The sequence below is a fragment of the Pseudovibrio sp. Ad46 genome, from assembly GCF_001623065.1.
In the GTDB taxonomy this organism is placed as follows: Bacteria; Pseudomonadota; Alphaproteobacteria; order Rhizobiales; family Stappiaceae; genus Pseudovibrio.
The window spans coordinates 314,990-333,321 of record NZ_LMCG01000046.1; the positions used below are offsets into that span (position 1 = coordinate 314,990).

An 18,332-nucleotide genomic window follows, 5' to 3' on the forward strand; every position below is an offset into this window, starting at 1 on the left:
GGTCATTCAACTTGATGCACCTTTGCAGTCGGGCCTCAAATCTGGGCGAAACCAAGCCAATTACAGGAAGTGCTGATCGAAAGGCGCCATATTACGTTTTTGTGAGGGGCTGGGGAAAACGCACGTTGTGCGCATTTTGCGAGCACTGCTTCCCATTGGTTTGCCAACTAATAAATATTCAATTATTTCAGAGCCTTGCGAGAGTTCATAAAATTCAACCTCATAAGTTTGCTGTGATCACGCAACATCTCAAAAAACGCAATTATTGCGCAAATTTCTCGTCATAATTGAGCTAAGCATATTGAGTTATTGGCATAAGTGTCTTAAGTTATTTATTAAATCATTGAGGTGGCTAATTTGGTTGCCGGATCGATTTCAAGAATCCGCTAAAGCTCCCAAGGCACGCGAGCGATCCCTTGCTTCCCTTCTCGTCCAAACGGGGAAGCGAGAGATCTCGCATATTCTGATAGTCCGACAACTCCTGCTTAAAGACCTTTGCCGTGCATCACGACAACTGCGTTTAAGTGAGCCTCCTATTAATAACCGCGAGAGCTGAATCCGGAGGCTGTGATGGGCAGTTTTGAAATACTTCTACACCTTGCTGCCGGCATTTCCCTATTATTTTGGGCCACCAGAATGATCCGGACAGGCGTTGAGCGGGCAGTTGGTCAAAAATTCCAAGGTTGGATGCAGCAAGCTTCTAAAAACCGCTACACCAGCTTCACAACCGGCTTTTTAGTCTCCATCATCTTGCAGAGTGCAACGGCTACAGCCATTCTTGCGCGCGGGTTCATCAGCAAAGGCTCCATTACGCTGGCAGCTGGTCTTGCCATCATGCTTGGCGCAGACCTTGGTTCCACCATGGTCGTTCAGGTGCTCTCATTGGACCTCAGCTGGTTGCTACCGGTTTGTCTTGTTGTTGGTGGCGCCCTGTTCTCGCGCGGCAGCACACGCACCATGCGCCAGACGGGCCGCATCATCATTGGCGTGGGGCAGATGCTGATCGCATTGTCTTTCATCGGCATGGCCTCCGAGCCTCTGCGTGAAAGTGGGGCTCTGCCAGTCATCCTGAACCTGCTGATCGGTGACCCATTCGTTGCGATCATCACAGCAGCTGCTTTGAGCTGGCTGCTGCATTCATCTGTTGCAGTGGTGCTCATGATCATGACACTGGCAAGCACCGGCGTGCTGCCGATGGAAGGTGCTCTGCTCTTCATTTTAGGCGCAAACATCGGTTCCAGTATTATCCCTCTGGTCCTTACCATGAGCGATAGTGCAGATGTACGCCGTGTACCGCTTGGCAATATGATCTTCCGCGTGGCCGGTGTGTTGATCACATTGCTGCTGATGCGCTTTGATGTGTTCACCATCGACATGCTGGGCGATGATCCGGCACGTGCAATCGCTAACTTCCACAGTGGGTTCAACCTTGCTGTTGTTCTGCTGGGCATTCCAACCATTGGCATTGTCGCTCGCCTGACCAAACTCATTATCTCTGATAGCGCAGGCCAGTCTGACGAAGATGCTGTTATGGAGCGTCTCAGCCTGCTTGACCGCAAGTTGCTGGAAACCCCCGACCTCGCCTTTAACGCTGCTACCCGTGAAATGCTGCATATGAGCGAAAAGGTGGAAGCCATGCTGCGTGGTGTGATGGTGGTGTTCCGCGGCGATGATGCAAACACAGCCAGACGGTTGATGAAGATGGATGACGAGATCGACGATCTGCACCGCTCCATCAAAGAGTATCTGACTGATGTGACGACCAAATCCATGAGCGACGAGGACTATCAGAAGTATACAGAGCTGATGAATTATTGCGTTTGTCTGGAACAGATGGGGGATGTCGTCCAGCGCAACCTGTTGGTACTTGCAGAGAAAAAATCCGGCCTCAACAAGGAGTTTTCACAGGAAGGCTGGAAGGAAATCAAAGACCTCCACGCCGCAGTGCTGCAAAACCTGCAACTCTCTCTGCGAGTGCTCATCACTCGCGATGCTGAGCTTGCGAGGGATCTGGTTGCTCGCAAGGTTCTTGTGCGTGAACTGGAGTACAAGAGCCGCGATGCACACCTGCGCCGCCTGAGCCAGAACCGTCAATCCAGCCGGACAACAAGCTCCATTCATCTGGAAACCATCAGTGATCTGAAGTATCTGAATGCGCTTTTGACCACTGTCGCCTACCCGATTGTTGAGGGGGAAGGCGAACTACTGCGTAGCAGGCTCACCAACGAGCCACAGAAAAACCCGGTTAGCGCCGTACCAGTGGGCACATAAGCGCCTCTCCTAACTTTGAGGGAGGCACGGCCGAAGTCAGATTGATACTCTGATTTGAAACGCAAGCCAGTGTTTCCCCCGAGGTCAGGAGCTACAAGCATGTTTGACGAGGACTATGATGTAACCTTTTCACTCAAACGGCTTTGGATATTCCTCGCCGTTGGCATGGTCCTCTCATTTGGTGTTCTGCTTTTTTTTGGCGCTGAAATTTACCGCTTGAAACCGCCGATCCCGGACATGGTGGTCTCGGACAATGGCGATATCATCTACACAAAGGATGACATCGAAGAAGGCCAGAATGTTTGGCAGTCTTTAGGTGGCATGCAGCAGGGCAGCGTCTGGGGGCATGGCAGCTATGTAGCGCCGGATTGGTCCACCGACTGGCTGCACCGTGAAGCACTGGCTCTTCTGGATGTTTACCACCGCGATCGGGTTGGTTCCGGTTACACCCCACCAAGCGATGAGCAACGGGCCTTCCTTCAGGTCCTCATAGAAGACGAAATGCGGCGCAACCGCTACAACCCTGCCAACGAAACCATCACAATTTCAGACGACAGGGCAATTGCCGTCAGACAGGTGGAAGATCACTTCACAAGGCTGTTTTCGTCCTATGACAACATCGACGGGCAAAACCTTCGAGACGATTACGCCTTCCCTCCCAACATCCTGATCACACCCGACCAAGCTCAAAAACTCTCCGCCTTCTTCTTCTGGACCTCCTGGAGCTCCGTCACCAACCGGCCAGATGATACAATCTCCTACACCAGCAACTGGCCTCATGAACCACTGGTCGGCAATCAGCCCACCGGGGCTGCCTTCATCTGGACCATTGTCAGCATCCTTCTGCTGCTCGGCTGTGCAGGTGCGCTGTGCTTCTATTACGTGCGCCAGTATGACTTATGGCGCGAGCGCATTGTGCCGGAAGGCGGTGCAGCAACAAAGAACCCGCTGGCGAATGCCAAACTGACACCATCCATGCGCGCGACAGCCAAATACTTCTGGGTGGTTGTAGCCTTGATGGTTGTTCAGGTGGCTCTGGGAATTCTCACCGCTCACTACGCCGTTGAAGGGCAGGATCTCTATGGCATCCCGCTGGCGGAGTTCATCCCTTATTCCATCTCACGCACCTGGCATACTCAGCTGGCAGTGTTCTGGATCGCAACGGCCTGGCTGGGCACAGGCCTTTTCATGGCACCGTTGCTTTCCGGCAAAGACCCAGCCTATCAGACGCTTGGCGTCAATTTCCTTTGGCTCTGTCTCATCATTATTGTCGTAGGTTCATTTGCTGGCGAATGGCTCGGGGTCAATCAGTTCTTCTCCCGCACGATGAACTTCTGGTTCGGTCATCAGGGCTACGAATATGTTGATCTGGGGCGCTTCTGGCAGATCTTCCTCTTCATCGGCCTGCTGCTCTGGACCGGTCTGGTCCTGCGTGCTCTCTATCCCGCGTTGAAGGGCGGTCATAATCGCAGTCTCATTGCTCTCACACTACTGTCCGCTGTTGCCATTGGTTTGCTTTACGGCGCAGGCCTGCTTTGGGGCCAGAACACTCATATCAGCGTCATGGAATACTGGCGCTGGTGGGTGGTTCATTTGTGGGTTGAAGGCGTCTTTGAGGTGTTCGCGACAGCCATCATTGCACTCATTTTTGTGAATCTGAAACTGCTTCGCGCCTCAACCGCAGCTGTCGCCGTCATTTTCGCCACCATCATCTTTATGGCCGGCGGTGTGCTGGGCACATTCCACCACCTGTACTGGAGCGGTACTCCAATAGGCGTGCTCGCTCTTGGGGCAGTGTTCTCGGCGCTGGAGGTTGTTCCGCTATTGGTTATCGGCTTTGAGGCCTATCAGACCCACAAGCTGGAACAGAACACTCAATGGATCAACCACTACAAGTGGCCGCTTAACTTCTTCGCCTCGGTTCTGTTCTGGAATCTGGTTGGTGCCGGTTTGCTCGGCTTCTTCATCAATCCACCGCTGGCGCTTTATTACATGCAAGGGCTCAATTCCACTCCAGCCCACGGCCACGCCGCCATGTTTGGCGTGTATGGCCTGCTGGGTATTGGCCTCATGTTGTTCTGCCTGCGCTCCCTCATTCCAGACAATCGCTGGAGTGACAAGTGGCTGCAGCAAGCGTTCTGGGGGCTCAATATCGGCCTTGCCATGATGCTTGGGCTCTCGCTGATCCCGCAAGGGATTTACCAGGCCTACATCAGCTTTACTGAGAGTTACTGGCTCGCCCGTGCACCAGAAACGATCCATGGCCCGGTTATGACTGCATTGGTCTGGGCCCGCGTGCCCGGAGACATTGTCTTTAGCTGGGGTATCTTTTCAATCGTCATGTTCATGTATCGCGCTTACTTTGGCCAACCAGTAAATGAAAAAGAACAGACGGCAAAGGCTTAAGGCCTCAAACGCACTCTGATGCTGAGCAAGTGCTTATAAAGCCATAAAAAACAGGCCTCGCCTCATTAGTCGGCGAGGCCTGAAAACGTAGCGGCACACACCGTTTGTGGCGGAGCAGCAACACATACTCTCATTCATGTGTATAGCCATGTGCATTGCGTAAAAGTGTATCTACAACTAGAAAGAGCTATATATACTGGCTACGATTTTTAGTTTTATTTCCGTAAGGTACATTTCTTAGTTGCTTAGATTTCCGCTGTTCCATCATGAACTGACGCGGGTTCTGCGCATTTCAGGTCCTTTGATGCTGGCCATGTCCGGCAGAACTCTGATGATGATCGTAGACCGACTGTGTCTCGCCGCCTATTCCGAACAGACCCTCACGGCCTCTGGCCCGGCGGTCTTCATGGGCATGTCTGCAATCTCCTTCTTCTCCGGCGTCACCCAGATTGGCCGATCAGTCATTGCAGAAGCTTATGCCCGCAGCGGAATAGAAGCGGCACACAAGATGGGTGGCAGGCTGTTTGCCGTCGCAATCCTGTGCGTATTGGGCCTCATCCTCACACTGCCTTTACTGATGAACCTGTCGCAGTTCAGCTCCCGACCGGGTGAAATCATTGCACTGGAGAATATTTATCTCAGTTGGGCCATGTTGTTCGGGTCCATCATGATCCTTGACGGCGCAGCGAGTTGCTATTTTGGCGCTGTTGGAAACACACGCCTCATTTTTAAGGCCAGCATTGCAGGCCAGTTGGTGTCCATGCCCATGACCTATGTTCTGGTGTTCGGGCTCTATGGTTTTCCCGAGCTTGGCATGGCGGGTTCCGCCATCGGCACGGTGCTTGGGTCCCTCGCTGTGTTGGTTGTCTATCTCACTCAAACACCTCGCGCCCTGCGGGTTGCAGCGTTGAATGAGGCGAAGGCGTTGATCAGTAAATCACGGCGGGCTTTTGAGGTGATTGCGCTCTTCAAACGCGGAGTCCCTTTGGGCGCACACGACAGTACAGATGAGATTGGCAACACCGCCATTATCTGGGCTGTGTCCATGGTGGGGGCCACCGCACTGGCGGCCAACAACTTCAACGTCATTCTCAATTATGTCGGCATCATTCCGGTGATCGGCATTGCCAATGGCGCGACGATCCTGTCCTCCCAAGCCATTGGCCACAATCAGTTTGAGCGAATTCCCAAAATTGCCAGCGCCTCCCTGTTCGTGGCGTTTTCCTATGTGGCAGTCGTGACGGTGCTGTTGCAGAGCTTTGATCGGGAAATCACCTCTCTGTTCTCGCTTGGCAATTATGGGCAGGACATTTTCGAGCTGTCAGTCTCCGTCACCTCACACATCTGGTATTATGCGGTGGCTTTTGCTGTTTCCTTCATCGCCAGCGGTATGTTGCAGAGCTTTCACCAAAACACATATGTTTTCAAAACCCGCATCCTCACCATGTGGTTTGGCAGCGTCCCGGCCTCCTATCTGATTGCTTACAACTGGAGTATTGAGGAGGGTGCGCTTCAACTCATCTGGATCTCCCTAAGCACATTCGAGCTGGGGCTCGGCCTGCTGTTCATAGTCAAGATCTTTTCTTGCTTGAAAGAGCACAACCTGCCCGAGTCTGCATGGGAGACCGAAATTGAGAGAACCGAAGTGACTTGAACCGCAGATCTACGCGATCAGGGTCTCCACATAATCTGCGACGTCTCTGGCATCCACAGAGGCCTCGCGGACAAGCCAGTCGAAATGATCAGTGAGCGAGCTGACCCTTTCCGCTTCACGAAATGCCAGATAGCACTGCCCCACATAGACCACCGCCAAATTTGGTCCGAAGATGGTAATCGGCGCGCTGAAGACTTTGTGCGCATCAAAGAGAAACAGGCGCAAGCGGGGGAACATTTGGCGGCAGGTATCTGCCACAAATTTCAGCTGCTCAACCCGCGTTTCTTTATTCAGATGCGCATAATAGCCAATGCCTTGCGCGCAGGCTTGTATCTCATGAAGCGGGATGGCGATTTCATAATCAGACTGGCGCGAGCGCAGCCAGTCCAGCTGTCCGCTGATAGACCCAACCACCTCTTCGGGGTCCAACCCGCGAAATGAGGCATACTCCCACGCCAGCATACGGTCTGTCTTTAAAATGTCAGGCAGTGTGGCTGGCACATGGCGCACTTTCAGTCCGGTTGCTTCCTTGTGCCAGTTGAGGATTTGCTCATCAACGGAGGATCGCTCCGCCGGGCTCAAGGCCATTGCAGCTGCAATGATATCACCCGGACGTTCTGGCCTGTTGGTGAGCCCCAACAACCAATCCGCACTCACCCTGAGCGAGGCTGCCAGATCGGCCAGCAACTGGCTGTTGGGCAACCGCGGATTTTCATTGTTCAGTAACTGACCAACGGTAGAGCGGTCAACACCTGCATTGCGAGCCAGTTGGCTGCGCGTCACATCGGCCTCTGCCATCGCTTCAAACAACCTGTTTCGAAACAAAGTCGCTCTGTCGCGTTTGTCCATCAAAATCACCATTGCAGATTATAATCAACAAAATGAATTTATTGCAGCTAATTTACCAAATGTCCAATCTGCATTTTCTCCGGTAGCAACGAGAGTAGGAATTACATTCTTACCTGGACATCTTATATGGACACTGCATCACGCATTTTTACAAAATCAGTTACCTGGCAAGTCATGGGGCTTTTCTCTATGACGTTGATCGGATTTGTTTTTACGGGCTCCGTCACGCTCGGCGGCGGCATTGCTATCGTCAGCTCCATCCTCGGCTTCATCTTCTACTTCCTGCATGAGATGGTTTGGTCCAACATCCAGTGGGGCCGCAAAATCACCGAGACAAACGCACAGCAGGATACCCAGAACTGACTTCACTGGGCTGTCCTCACAGCTCTCCTCTTTCTCTCAGCACGTCAAAGACTTCCCGATACTCAGGAAATGCAAGGTCAGGCAGGCTGACAGCTTCCTCAAAACCCACCCACCGCAGTTCGGTATGCTCATCACCAAGGTTCTCTGTCTCACCCTACCATTGGGTCACAGTGAACAGGTGAAAGACAATTGTGTCTTGCGGATCGTCAGCTTGTGTTCTGAATTCGGTGATTTTTGCAAAGGCTTCTGCCTGAATGCCAGTTTCCTCTTTCAGTTCACGTAAAAGAGCCGCCTCCAGTTTCTCCCCGGCTTCAACATGACCGCCGGGGAAACTCCAGACATTCGGGAAATTCTGCCGTGTTGACGACCGGAACCCCATAAGAACACATTTGTTCTGCAGCAGCAGCCCATTCACAATGTCAGTCATTACCGGACTTACCCCCAAGGCGAATCTGAGCCACGAAGTGCCAGTTTAAAGAGGCACTCCGTGGTTGTTCAAATCAGATTTCTTTAAAGCGTGCCCCTTTAAAGCAACGCACAGGATTTCCGCGTTCCAGTTCGTGATGGAGTTGTCGCTGTGTTTTCCGCAGGCGGTCCTCCTCTGTCACAGAAAGACCCGCAAGTTTTTCCTGCAAGCGCTGCACAGCGAGTTGCTTGTTGCGGTGTTGCGAGCGTTCATCCCGAGCCACGACAGTGAGACCAGTCGGCACGTGGGTCGCACGCACCGCGCTTTCGGTCTTGTTTTGATGTTGGCCACCCGGCCCACCAACGCGCAACGTCTCAAACCGAAGCTCATCTGGTTTCAGCTCACCGCGTTCCTCTGAGAGGGGCGGCAATTCAAACACACCGATGAACCAGTTCTGCCGTTTGTGGTTGGGGCGAAACGGGCTCTGGCATGTCCACTTGATTGTGCCATGCCATGACTTGGCGAAGGCCTCGTTGCCGCTGCCTGAGAGCGTGACTTCAACAGACGCTACATCAGCAGACAAACCGGAAATCTCAGGATCACACACCATGGAAAGCCCAAGCTTTTTCGCCGCTTTTTCCATGGCATCAAGTGTGTACCGAATGGCGAGCCTGCATTCCGCAGGTCCGTCACCGGATGTTACCAGCAAGCGCAAAGATGCATTCCTTGTCATCGTTTGCCCCTTCGCTCATCCGTACCACGTGCCGTCTTGAACGTGACGACAGGTGTCATCACTCCAACACACGTGGCAAGCTGTGCTTCAACCAGTTGGCTCAGAACATCCTCAGAGTTTTTGTAGGCCTGCGGAGCTTCTTCCACGAGGAGCTGTTTATCCTCACAGACAACGCGCCCGCCATAAGACGTGCGCGCTAAAGCATTGCGAACAGACTTCTGCTTTGCGATACGCCCATGCATGGACGCGCGGTCATATTTGCGCCCTGCTCCATGTGCCAGTGAGGACAGTGCCTCCGGAATGTTGCCGGTTGGTTTCAGCAAAAAGCTCTTTGCATCGCGAGAGCCTGCCAGCGGGACCAGATCCACATCGGCTTTGGCTGCTCCTTTGCGGTGAAGGAATGCATCACCATAACGCTCTATGAGGTTATGGCTGCTGTCCACCACCAGCTCCACATCGCAGCGCAGAGCAGCCGCTGCCCTCTCCGCAATCACTTTGCGGTTCAGGCTTGCCCATCGCACAGCAAGGTCATGCCACTGGAGATAAGCGTGAGTGCGCTCGTCCCCAGTTGGCATCCCTTCCGGGCCAAGCGCTGCATATTCTTCAAAGATACTGGCTCCCAAGGAGCGGGAACCGGAATGCACGAAGAGCAGAACGTCGCCTTTTGCAATACCTGCTCTCGAGGCAAGATCCGGATCCGGCGTCTCAGCCAGAACCTGCACCTCGCAGAAATGATTGCCGCCACCGATTGTACCGATGGCATGGGGAGCCAGATCCTCTGGCAAACCAGCAGACCGCAGATGTGCTTGCCCCTCTTCCAGATCAGAATAATCCTGAAGCATACGCAAACGATCCGCCAGTTTTTGCGGTTTTAGTTTGTGAGCACTGAGGGAGGTGCGAAACACGGTCATGCCGCAGCCAATGTCATTGCCGATCATATGCGGATGCACGCGGTCAGACAGGATAGCGACACCGACCGGACCGGGGTGAAGGTCAGGAAACGCGGCGATCTGTTTAACGGCTTCAAGCTCAGCGAGTTTGTTAAGTTGGACTTCTGCATCCCCAAGGATCCAGGCGGAAGTCCCATAGAATTTATGGATTGGCGCAGGCGCACTGTCAGCGCGGGTCGCGCAATCCAAGCGTAAATTGCCCATAAGAATGGCCTATAGTTCTTGAAAGTATTTCCGAGCAATGGCTCGAAAGAAGATCCTAAAGGCCGCTAGCGCTGGCTCTGAGTAGGATCAGCGCCCTTTGAAGGGCGAAACGCGGAAAGACATGGTTCGCTCCAAACTGTGCTGCGCACCAATTGCTGCAGCTGAGGGCTGGGGAAATAGCAGAGGGAAGCCGCAACGTCAATGTGGCTATCCTCGTCAATCCGAGCACCGTGGCTGGACAACCACATCAGGACGTCTAGGGTACTTTGCAAACAAGGGGGACAGTCATGCGGGTTTTGGTCGTTGGAGGCACCGGTTTTCTAGGCGGCGCGATAACGGATGCGCTTGTCAGTGCAGGCCATCAGGTTGCTGTGCTGGTGCGCGGTAGTACCAAACGATCGTTACCAGAGGGCGTTGAAGCAATCACAGCTGATCGGTACGGTGATCTTAGCGTTTTGAAACACCACACGTTTGACTGGGTCTTTGACACCTGCGCCTTCTCACCTGATGCCGTGCGCAGCTTGCTTGGTGCGCTTGGAGACCAACTGCAGCGCTATGTGTTCATCTCCTCAATTTCAGCCTATGGCACATTTGCAAAACCGCACCTGAATGAACAAGACCCTGTGCCCACTGCGACTGAGGATGATCTGGCTATTGCTCAAGGCCTTTCACCTGCAGAGCGAAGTTCAGCGGCTTCTTACGGCGCGTCTTATGGTGCCCTCAAACGAGCATGTGAGCTTGCTGCGGAAGATGTTCTTGGCGAGCGAACAACCTCCTTGCGCGTGGGTCTGCTGGTTGGCGCTGGCGACTATACAGATCGGCTGACCTGGTGGGTCCGCCGTATTGACCAGGCCACACCGCAAGCCCCTGCGGTCCCAGCCCCTGCTCCGGTCTCAAGACAAGTGCAGATGATTGATGTGCGGGATGTGGCTGACTTCGCGCTGGTCTGTGCGCAGACCAAACGCGGAGGCATCTGGAATGTCACCAGCCCTCCGTTTCAACTCGGTGATCTTCTACAGGCAATTATATCAGAAGCGAACTCCTCTGCTCGCCTGCATTGGGTAGAGGAAGAGCATATCATTGATGCAGGCATTCAGCCGTGGACCGATCTGCCCGTCATGATGCCCTCCCTTCCAGGCTATGCACACTTCATGAACGTGGACACCACCCGTGCAGAGGCAGCCGGTTTAACCTGTCGCCCACTGAACGAAACACTCAGCCCGCTGCTGGCCTGGGACCGTACCCGGCGCGATACAGCTCTCAAATGCGGTTTGACAGCTGATCAGGAAGCAGCTCTGCTCAAGCAGCACACCACAAGCTGAGCGTCTACGCCTTGGCAGCAGCACCGAGCGCTTTGCGGTACATGGGCACCAGCATGGTTTTTGCCTTTGCCATGCGTGTGAACCAGCTGGCTTTTACTGTACCTATTGGTGGCACATCAGAAACACCGGTTTGACTGCCAAGGGTCACAACCATCATGTTATCGTTGGTTTTCGGCTTGTAGCTCTTCAGCTTGGCCTGCGGGTTCTTCAGAATTTGCAACACGTTATGGGCCACAGTTTTCACATGACCGCGCACATACAGCGCCTTCTTCACTTCATCAATCCCAGCGATGTCACCCAGCACAAAGACGCTGCTTTTGCCCTTCATCTGGAACGTGTCTTCAACCGCAATATAGCCGCGTGTATCAAGCAGATGAGCAAGATCCTGCTGCATGTAATCCGTGTTCGGCTTGCCGCCTACACACCATATAATCAGGTCGTAATCTACCACCTCGCCGCTAGAGAGCTTGGCTTGCCCGGCCTCAGCCTTCAGTGAGCTGGATGGCGCAGGTGAAAGCACGCGTTCGCCCAGCATAAACGTCACCCCGCGCTGCTGCAGCACTTTCACGGCATGGTTTGCCGTCTTGCGGGAGGTGCCTTTGAGGACTTCACCGCTGGATTCCACCAAGACAACAGATTTTTGCGGGAACCGCTCGGTAATCTCACCTGCCATCTCAACGCCAACCGGGCCACCGCCAACAAGCAAGATTTTCTGCGCAGCCTCAATCGCACTATGGGTCGACTTGAACGCGGCGTGTCGCTCCTTCGTTGAGCCAGAGGTCGGGCGGATCAGCTCTGAGGGAAACCGGCTACCAGTTGCCAGAATGGAGATATCAGCCTCCAACGTATGCTCAGCGCCATCAACACCGATGACGTGCCCGACTTCTCCGGTAAACCGCTCCAGCTTGCCGTGAATGAAGTCCACGCCCTTCAAAAACGAATGAAATGGCATAACCGCCTGATGCGCATAGTCTGGCTGCACCGCCACACGGGGCATGGCCATTGGCACCTCAAAATAATCAAGCGAGCTGACAAGCTTCACATTGGCATGCTTTGAAAGCTGGGTTGCAAGGGTCGCTCCGGCGATTCCACCGCCATAAATCACAACTGACTTGGACATGTCTTTACTCCGTTCTGTTGCGCTTTATATACTACAATGATTTAATAATTCAATATTATAAATATTACTTTTTTAAAGCAAACCTGATATGACGCCACCTGCAGATTTGAGGACGTGAATGAAATGAAAGACTTACCGGCAAGCATGCTTGTGCTTTTCCAGTTTCAGGAAATTTTGGGACGTATCCATAAATCCTACTCGGAATACGCTGATAAGCTCACACCGACAGAAACCAATATGCTGCTGCATCTGGGCGAACCCGTGCGCATGGGCAAGCTCGCAGACCTGTTGTTCTGCCTGCCATCCAACGTGACTGTGCTGGTTGATAAGTTCGAGAAACTCGGTTTGCTGCAGCGTCAACGTTCCGCAGAAGACCGCCGCGCCATTGAGGTCGCACTGACGAGCAAAGGTCAGACGCTCCGCACTCAGACCATCAAACACATTTCCAAGGTCATTGAAGAGCAATCCGGTCTTGAGCAGGAAGATTTTGAAAAGATCTTCGACGTACTGAAGCAGAAGTCTATGATTGACGGTTCTTGTGGAGCCTGCCCTTCAGGGGAGAGTTAAGGTTTACCCCGCTATCTCGTCCGCTTCACAAAACCATTCTGTCTGCGTCTCCTGAATGCCCAAGGTTGGGCCAATAAGAACAGGAGAACCAAATGAAGCTTTCACGAATGATTCTGAGCGCGTTTCTCGCCTCAACAATGGTAGTTTCTGGCGCGCAAGCGGCGGTCTACATTGGAGACAAACTAGCGACAGCGGAGCAACTGGCTTCTAAATCTTCCGACAGCGATAAAACCACGATCGCAGAAACGCTTTCCAATTCCGTTCAAGAGTCTATCACGAACGGCTACAACTCCATCGGCAACACAGACCTGGAGATCACCAAGGGCTGGCACAAAGGCGGCAATTTGCCATTCGACAGTACGTTTGAGCACGTCACGGTCCAAGTCTACAAAAATAATGAGTATGTCAAAACCTGCCATGCCTACTCTTTTCAAACTAAACTGGATGGTCCGTATCAGGCCAGTTGCGTAAAACCAAAGTAAGTTATCCATCTGACAGCGTGTCTCTATTCCTGCTGAGGTTTAGGGGCACGTCCCACAAGAATTACATCAATCAATACTTTTACCAATTGATCAAAAAACTTAATTTTGAAGTTTTATTCGCACCTGATAAATATTTTCACGCTAATACTTTTGCGAAAATCTAGTAAAATTTGCTCTGACCTACTTGCGCAATACATATTTTCAGGTTAGTTAGCCGACTTTAGCAGAACAATCTCATCAGGCTGTATTCAGCCTCGCAGTGCATGTAGTGCAACTACCGGCAAACGGTAGTGTTATTTCTACTTCTTGCTGTGAGCGCTGCTTTTGCACGCGCATACTTGCGCCCTGCTAAGATTTACTGTCTCAAAAAAGTTAATATACATCAGGATCTAGAACATGGCACAAACCCAAGTTATGGATGAGACTTCACGCGGCCAATCCCGCCTCATGGAGCCAGCCATCCTTCCCGTCTGGCTTAATCAACGTGCCATCTCCAACCGTGGTTACATTGGACTTTGGATCTCGATGGCGGTGATCATCGCAACCTTCCAGCTGGGTGCTGGCGGTGTAGCAGGTCTCCCTCTCCCAATCGTTATTGCAACAATCTTCTTTGCCAACCTGCTGCTTGGCATCGTCATGGCGATGACCGCCGACATCGGCACCGAGCACGGCATTTCCTTTGCAGTTTACCTCCGCGCCCCGTTTGGCACTGTGGGCACGCACATTCCCTCCATCACACGTGGTGTAGTCGCGGCCATCTGGTTCGGTATTCAAACCTACCTCGGTGCGCTGGCGCTAAACGGCATCTTCTCTTACCTCACCGGGTTCGATAACTGGGTGGTCTGGTACATCGGGTTTGCCGTGCTGCAGGTGGCCAACACCGCCATGGGCATTCGCGCTGTTGAGCGTCTTGCGAAAATCGCCGCTCCAGCCATCATGGCAATCTCTGTTTGGATGTACTTCACGCTTGATAACCTTGCCACAGCAAGCGGAAAAGACATCTGGTCCTTTGCTGGCGATGCAGAAATCTCCATCGTTGCCCTCTTCGTTGCCAACATGGCCTTTTGGTCCTCACTGGCGGTGGACATTCCAAACATCACCCGCTTCCTGCATGTTGAAGCGGGCACCAAGAGTTTCTTCAAGCGCAACAAGAATGTGTTTCTGGCGCAGTTCGTTGCCCTGCCAGTCGTACAGAGCTGGATCGCACTGATCGGTGCAGTGTCCTTCATCGCAGCTGGTGACTGGAACCCGATCACCGTTATTCAAGGTCAGGGCACTGGCATCACGCTGGTGGTTCTGCTGGTCATGGTGGTGCTGGCCCAATGGTCCACCAACACAAGCGCCAACCTCATCCCGGCAGCACTGACCTTCGTGAATGCAGGCGCTCCATGGATCACTTACGCCATGGGTCTGGTTCTGGCGGCCATTGTGGGTACGCTGGCGATGCCTTGGCTGATCCTTGATCACCTCTTCACATACCTTGGCCTTTACGGCGCCATGCTGGCAGCGCTGGGTGGCATCATGATCTGCGATTACTTTGTGATCCGCAAACGCCGCCTCAATGTCCCAGAGCTTTATGAGGAAGACGGCCAGTTCAAGTACATCGCAGGCTGCAACCCCGCTGGTCTGATTGCCTGGGCTGTCGGTGGTGCGCTGGCGATCTACGTGATCGACCTCTCCTACTTCGTCGGCTTCTTCTCCGCCTTTGCGCTCTACTGGGTGCTGATGAAGGCGTGGATCCTGCCAAAGTTCAAGCAGGATGAACTGGTGCATGCAGATGATGAGAAGTATCTGGCAACCAGCGTCAACCGCAACTGGGTGTATCTGGATGGTCAGGGCATGGTGAAAATGGATTGCGCCAGCATTCCGGACCACGCACTTTCTCGCGAAGATCTGTAGACTCTGCTGAAGCTTACAAATGAGAACCCCTTGCGCCTGCCCGCGTGAGGGGTTTTCTCTTTTGAGATTACCCGTTAATGTTCAGGGGTCATTTTCAAAAGTGCATGTTTTATGAATACACCCACACAACTTGCCATACCGTCCGTTTCCCTTCACGAAATCAGTGAGGCCGATGCGCTCGAAGTCCTGGAGTTTGAAAGCAGCAACAGCACTTTCTTTGAAAAGTGGGTACCCGCCCGCGGGCCCGAGCACTTTGAGGAGATATCGCTCCGACAGGTTATCAAAGACCTGATGGCTGATCCTGACCGGTTTTATCTGGTCCGCTCTGGCAATGGCGAGCTGGTGGGCCGCATCAACCTGCGCAAGTTGGACAAAGAGCCTCTGGACACTGTTGAGCTGGGCTACAGAGTTGGCGAAAATCATCTGGGCAAAGGCTATGCCAAAGCCGCTGTTCTTGCCGTTGTGGAGCAAATGCGAGCTGATGGCGCGATGAAGCATCTGGAGGCCTTTGCAGCAGACAACAACCCAGCCTCCTCCAACGTACTATTGGCCTGTGGCTTCCGCTGGGACAAAACAGGCACCAAAACCGTGCAACTTAACGGCAACCCATTGACGTTGCACCGCTTTGCTCTGACGCTCTGAGATTGGACTTATCCAGCCCGTAGTATCTCTGACCCGCGCAATTACAGACGATCTGAGCGCCAATCACGCCTACACTCCTCTTCCAATAAGAAAGAAAACGGAAGATGGATCCACTCGTCATACAGGGTTTTGGGCTGGCGGCCTATGCTGTCAACATAGTTGGCTTTTCCACCAGACATGATCAGCTGTTTCGCAGCCTGCTTTTTGTCAGCTGCTCCCTGTTCTGTATCCATTATGTGCTGATGGGCGCTTATGTTGCAGGGGCAAACCTTGGCATCAATGGTGTGCGATCCTTCGTTTCTCTGCGTTTTAAGGGCTACACATGGTTTAGCCTCTTTGCCGTCATCCAAACCATAATGAGTGTGATGGTGTATGAAGGGCTCATCGACCTATTACCATGGTCCGCCTCTCTCATGAGCGGCTTTGCGCTGTTTTGCCTGAGTGGAATCCAGATGCGCTTCGCCATGCTCATTTGCGCTCTTACATGGATGGTCAACGCCCTGATCGTGGGCTCCTGGGGCGGATCTCTGAACGATATCACCAACGCCACCCTGCTTGCTTTCACGATTTATCGTATGAAAACCGCAAATGAACGGGAGGCCCAAACCGCTTCACTCTGACATTCCATAGCACTCAATCTCACCCCACCAAAACAACCCCAAAAAACGCCGGATTTTCAGCGGCTTGGTCAAGGCCTATAAAGTTGATGATACATTATCTGGCAACAATGAAAGCAGGGTTGGAGAGCCGATGCCCGTTTACCTGACCGGCCTTGCGACAGCGGTGCCGCCCTATGAATTGCCTCAGACGCTGGTGTTGGATTACGCCCGCCGGATCCTCGGGCCAAAGTTCTCACAGTTTGAGCGCATGGCTGGCACCTTCCTGTCTGCTGGCGTGAAGAGACGTTATTCCTTCGCCCCGTTGGAGTGGTTTTTAGAGCCGCAAGACTGGAAATCCCGAAATGAAACCTATCTGCGCGGTGCAACGGATCTGTTTATTGTTGCCGCCCGCAAAGCGCTGATTAAAGCAGGTCTGCGCGCAGATGAAATCGACTGCGTGGTGACAGTGTCCTCAACCGGCATTGCAACACCAACGCTGGAAGCTCAGGCCTGGAAACAGATGGGCTTTCGCACTGACATACTGCGCGTACCCGTGTTTGGTCTTGGTTGTGCAGGCGGTGTCTCCGGCCTTTCCATCGCGCAGCAGATGGCGCAGGCGAAACCAGGCAGCAACGTGCTCGTTGTCGCGTTGGAGGGCTGCACGCTTTCCTTCCGCAGTGACCGGCTCACGAAAGCGGATATCATCGCCACGGTTCTGTTTGGCGACGGTGCAGCAGCAGCCTGCCTGTCCACCAGCAAGCCCGAGAGTTCAAAACAGTTGTTTGTACTGGGTACAGGTCATCAGGAGATGTGGCCGGACACACTCAACATTATGGGTTGGAACGTGGAAGAGCACGGCCTTGGCGTGGTGTTTGACCGTTCTATTCCCGATTTCGCAACCGAGCATTTTCGTGATGTCACCGAGCGCAGTTTGAATGCACTCACTATGGACATGGATGGTGTTGATCGTTTCGTTTGCCATCCGGGCGGCGCGAAAGTGGTTCAGGCGCTGGAAGGTGCGCTGGATCTGCCTGCCAATACATTGGATGTGGAGCGTGAAATCCTGCAGGAATTCGGCAACATGTCCGCCCCAACCGCCCTGTTTGTACTGGAGCGGGTTCTGGAGCGCTCCCCACAAGGCAACATGGTCCTGTGCGCGCTTGGCCCTGGCTTCACAGCTTCTTTCCAGCCAGTGTCCGTTGTTGCCAATGAGGCAAGTGGGCGCTGGGAGACCACCGGCTTCCAAAGACCAGAGGGGGTGATCAATGCCTGAGGCGTCCCTTCCTGCCGTACTCTTTCTGACGTTCATTGTCATTCAGCGCCTGTCTGAGCTTGTCATTGCCCGCAGCAACACAAGGCGATTGCTGGCTGATGGGGCCTATGAGGTTGGCGCCTCGCATTATCCACTGATCGTCAGCGTGCATGTGGCATGGATCATCGCACTCATTGTGCTGGGCTACGACAAACCAGTCTCCATGCCTTGGTTACTCGTCTTTGTGGTGCTGCAGGTGTTCCGCCTCTGGATATTGCTGAGCATGGGGCGCCGCTGGACCACCCGCATTATTGTGGCCAAAACCCCGCTGGTGACGAAGGGACCGTTTGCGTTTGTGCGTCATCCCAACTACTTGTTGGTGGCTCTGGAGATTTTCACCGCCCCTATGGTCCTCGGCCTGTTTCCAATCGCCTTCCTGTTCTCAGGTTTCAATGGCGCTCTTCTTGCCCTGCGAATTCGCGTGGAAGATGAGGCCCTTACGGAGTTGCGATAGAAAAGACCTTTGCACAATATGAAGTTATTGGCTTGAACCTGATAGTGGATAGTGATATATCACTGTCAAATTTAAGCTGTGGGCTACACAACAGGATTG

The 18,332-nt window shown here is 53.2% G+C and carries 17 protein-coding genes; 12 read left to right on the plus strand and 5 right to left on the minus strand.

Annotated features, from left to right (window positions below):
* Positions 1-570 precede the first annotated feature (570 nt).
* The 3 genes from PsAD46_RS12610 to PsAD46_RS12620 all read left to right on the plus strand — a co-directional run bounded on the left by PsAD46_RS12610 (position 571) and on the right by PsAD46_RS12620 (position 6,331).
* The gene (locus tag PsAD46_RS12610) at positions 571-2,271 is read left to right on the plus strand and encodes a Na/Pi cotransporter family protein (protein ID WP_063307030.1); all 1,701 of its coding nucleotides are present in this window, start codon (positions 571-573) and stop codon (positions 2,269-2,271) included.
* Positions 2,272-2,370: 99 nt separating this feature from the next.
* Positions 2,371-4,677, plus strand: a complete 2,307-nt coding sequence (locus PsAD46_RS12615) for a nitric-oxide reductase large subunit (RefSeq protein ID WP_063307031.1) — start codon at positions 2,371-2,373, stop codon at positions 4,675-4,677.
* 241 nt (positions 4,678-4,918) lie between these two features.
* The gene (locus PsAD46_RS12620; RefSeq protein WP_063307032.1) at positions 4,919-6,331 is read left to right on the plus strand and encodes an MATE family efflux transporter; all 1,413 of its coding nucleotides are present in this window, start codon (positions 4,919-4,921) and stop codon (positions 6,329-6,331) included.
* A 9-nt stretch (positions 6,332-6,340) separates the two neighbouring features.
* On the opposite strand, the gene PsAD46_RS12625 is transcribed toward PsAD46_RS12620, so the two are convergent.
* The gene (locus PsAD46_RS12625; protein WP_063287741.1) at positions 6,341-7,180 is read right to left on the minus strand and encodes a helix-turn-helix transcriptional regulator; all 840 of its coding nucleotides are present in this window, start codon (positions 7,178-7,180) and stop codon (positions 6,341-6,343) included.
* A 126-nt stretch (positions 7,181-7,306) separates the two neighbouring features.
* On the opposite strand from PsAD46_RS12625, the gene PsAD46_RS12630 reads away from it, so the two are divergent.
* Positions 7,307-7,543 carry a DUF2061 domain-containing protein gene (locus PsAD46_RS12630; RefSeq protein ID WP_063287708.1) on the plus strand — a complete coding sequence of 79 codons (237 nt, stop codon included), beginning with the start codon at positions 7,307-7,309 and terminating at the stop codon, positions 7,541-7,543.
* 154 nt (positions 7,544-7,697) lie between these two features.
* On the opposite strand, the gene PsAD46_RS12635 is transcribed toward PsAD46_RS12630, so the two are convergent.
* The 3 genes from PsAD46_RS12635 to PsAD46_RS12645 form a co-directional block, all read right to left on the minus strand.
* Positions 7,698-7,970 (minus strand): NUDIX domain-containing protein, encoded by a 273-nt coding sequence (locus PsAD46_RS12635; protein WP_206599621.1) that lies wholly within the window; start codon positions 7,968-7,970, stop codon positions 7,698-7,700.
* 73 nt (positions 7,971-8,043) lie between these two features.
* The gene (gene prfH / locus PsAD46_RS12640) at positions 8,044-8,682 is read right to left on the minus strand and encodes a peptide chain release factor H (RefSeq protein WP_063307033.1); all 639 of its coding nucleotides are present in this window, start codon (positions 8,680-8,682) and stop codon (positions 8,044-8,046) included.
* Positions 8,679-9,836, minus strand: a complete 1,158-nt coding sequence (locus PsAD46_RS12645) for an RNA ligase RtcB family protein (RefSeq protein WP_193776941.1) — start codon at positions 9,834-9,836, stop codon at positions 8,679-8,681. Before PsAD46_RS12645 ends, prfH begins: the two co-directional genes overlap by 4 nt.
* 287 nt (positions 9,837-10,123) lie before the next feature.
* Between PsAD46_RS12645 and PsAD46_RS12650 the strand changes: the two genes are divergently transcribed.
* Entirely contained in the window at positions 10,124-11,158 is a 1,035-nt protein-coding gene (locus tag PsAD46_RS12650; protein ID WP_063307034.1) for an NAD-dependent epimerase/dehydratase family protein, read from the plus strand.
* A gap of 4 nt (positions 11,159-11,162) precedes the next feature.
* Here the strand turns inward: PsAD46_RS12650 and PsAD46_RS12655 are convergent, their stop codons facing one another.
* The gene (locus PsAD46_RS12655; RefSeq protein WP_063307035.1) at positions 11,163-12,278 is read right to left on the minus strand and encodes an FAD-dependent oxidoreductase; all 1,116 of its coding nucleotides are present in this window, start codon (positions 12,276-12,278) and stop codon (positions 11,163-11,165) included.
* A gap of 123 nt (positions 12,279-12,401) precedes the next feature.
* Between PsAD46_RS12655 and PsAD46_RS12660 the strand changes: the two genes are divergently transcribed.
* The 7 genes from PsAD46_RS12660 (at position 12,402) to PsAD46_RS12690 (ending at position 18,233) form a co-directional block, all read left to right on the plus strand.
* Positions 12,402-12,845: a MarR family winged helix-turn-helix transcriptional regulator gene (locus PsAD46_RS12660; RefSeq protein ID WP_063307036.1), complete on the plus strand. Its 444-nt coding sequence runs from the start codon at positions 12,402-12,404 to the stop codon at positions 12,843-12,845.
* A gap of 92 nt (positions 12,846-12,937) precedes the next feature.
* The gene (locus PsAD46_RS12665) at positions 12,938-13,327 is read left to right on the plus strand and encodes a hypothetical protein (protein ID WP_153039884.1); all 390 of its coding nucleotides are present in this window, start codon (positions 12,938-12,940) and stop codon (positions 13,325-13,327) included.
* 396 nt (positions 13,328-13,723) lie between these two features.
* On the plus strand, positions 13,724-15,226 hold the full coding sequence (locus PsAD46_RS12670; protein WP_082831028.1) for an NCS1 family transporter: 1,503 nt from the start codon (positions 13,724-13,726) through the stop codon (positions 15,224-15,226).
* A gap of 111 nt (positions 15,227-15,337) precedes the next feature.
* On the plus strand, positions 15,338-15,868 hold the full coding sequence (locus PsAD46_RS12675; protein ID WP_063287701.1) for a GNAT family protein: 531 nt from the start codon (positions 15,338-15,340) through the stop codon (positions 15,866-15,868).
* 104 nt (positions 15,869-15,972) lie between these two features.
* Entirely contained in the window at positions 15,973-16,488 is a 516-nt protein-coding gene (locus PsAD46_RS12680; protein ID WP_063287700.1) for a YgjV family protein, read from the plus strand.
* A gap of 130 nt (positions 16,489-16,618) precedes the next feature.
* The gene (locus tag PsAD46_RS12685; protein WP_084404399.1) at positions 16,619-17,740 is read left to right on the plus strand and encodes a type III polyketide synthase; all 1,122 of its coding nucleotides are present in this window, start codon (positions 16,619-16,621) and stop codon (positions 17,738-17,740) included.
* Positions 17,733-18,233 (plus strand): isoprenylcysteine carboxylmethyltransferase family protein, encoded by a 501-nt coding sequence (locus PsAD46_RS12690; protein ID WP_063307038.1) that lies wholly within the window; start codon positions 17,733-17,735, stop codon positions 18,231-18,233. Before PsAD46_RS12685 ends, PsAD46_RS12690 begins: the two co-directional genes overlap by 8 nt.
* Positions 18,234-18,332 lie beyond the last annotated feature (99 nt).

Coding starts and splice junctions, on each gene's coding strand:
- PsAD46_RS12610 (WP_063307030.1), top strand. CDS start 571: ATGGGCAGTTTTGAAATACTTCTACACCTTGCTGCCGGCATTTCCCTA.
- PsAD46_RS12615 (WP_063307031.1), top strand. CDS start 2,371: ATGTTTGACGAGGACTATGATGTAACCTTTTCACTCAAACGGCTTTGG.
- PsAD46_RS12625 (WP_063287741.1), bottom strand. CDS start 7,180: ATGGACAAACGCGACAGAGCGACTTTGTTTCGAAACAGGTTGTTTGAA.
- PsAD46_RS12630 (WP_063287708.1), top strand. CDS start 7,307: ATGGACACTGCATCACGCATTTTTACAAAATCAGTTACCTGGCAAGTC.
- PsAD46_RS12635 (WP_206599621.1), bottom strand. CDS start 7,970: ATGACTGACATTGTGAATGGGCTGCTGCTGCAGAACAAATGTGTTCTT.
- prfH (WP_063307033.1), bottom strand. CDS start 8,682: ATGACAAGGAATGCATCTTTGCGCTTGCTGGTAACATCCGGTGACGGA.
- PsAD46_RS12645 (WP_193776941.1), bottom strand. CDS start 9,836: ATGGGCAATTTACGCTTGGATTGCGCGACCCGCGCTGACAGTGCGCCT.
- PsAD46_RS12650 (WP_063307034.1), top strand. CDS start 10,124: ATGCGGGTTTTGGTCGTTGGAGGCACCGGTTTTCTAGGCGGCGCGATA.
- PsAD46_RS12655 (WP_063307035.1), bottom strand. CDS start 12,278: ATGTCCAAGTCAGTTGTGATTTATGGCGGTGGAATCGCCGGAGCGACC.
- PsAD46_RS12660 (WP_063307036.1), top strand. CDS start 12,402: ATGAAAGACTTACCGGCAAGCATGCTTGTGCTTTTCCAGTTTCAGGAA.
- PsAD46_RS12665 (WP_153039884.1), top strand. CDS start 12,938: ATGAAGCTTTCACGAATGATTCTGAGCGCGTTTCTCGCCTCAACAATG.
- PsAD46_RS12670 (WP_082831028.1), top strand. CDS start 13,724: ATGGCACAAACCCAAGTTATGGATGAGACTTCACGCGGCCAATCCCGC.
- PsAD46_RS12675 (WP_063287701.1), top strand. CDS start 15,338: ATGAATACACCCACACAACTTGCCATACCGTCCGTTTCCCTTCACGAA.
- PsAD46_RS12680 (WP_063287700.1), top strand. CDS start 15,973: ATGGATCCACTCGTCATACAGGGTTTTGGGCTGGCGGCCTATGCTGTC.
- PsAD46_RS12685 (WP_084404399.1), top strand. CDS start 16,619: ATGCCCGTTTACCTGACCGGCCTTGCGACAGCGGTGCCGCCCTATGAA.
- PsAD46_RS12690 (WP_063307038.1), top strand. CDS start 17,733: ATGCCTGAGGCGTCCCTTCCTGCCGTACTCTTTCTGACGTTCATTGTC.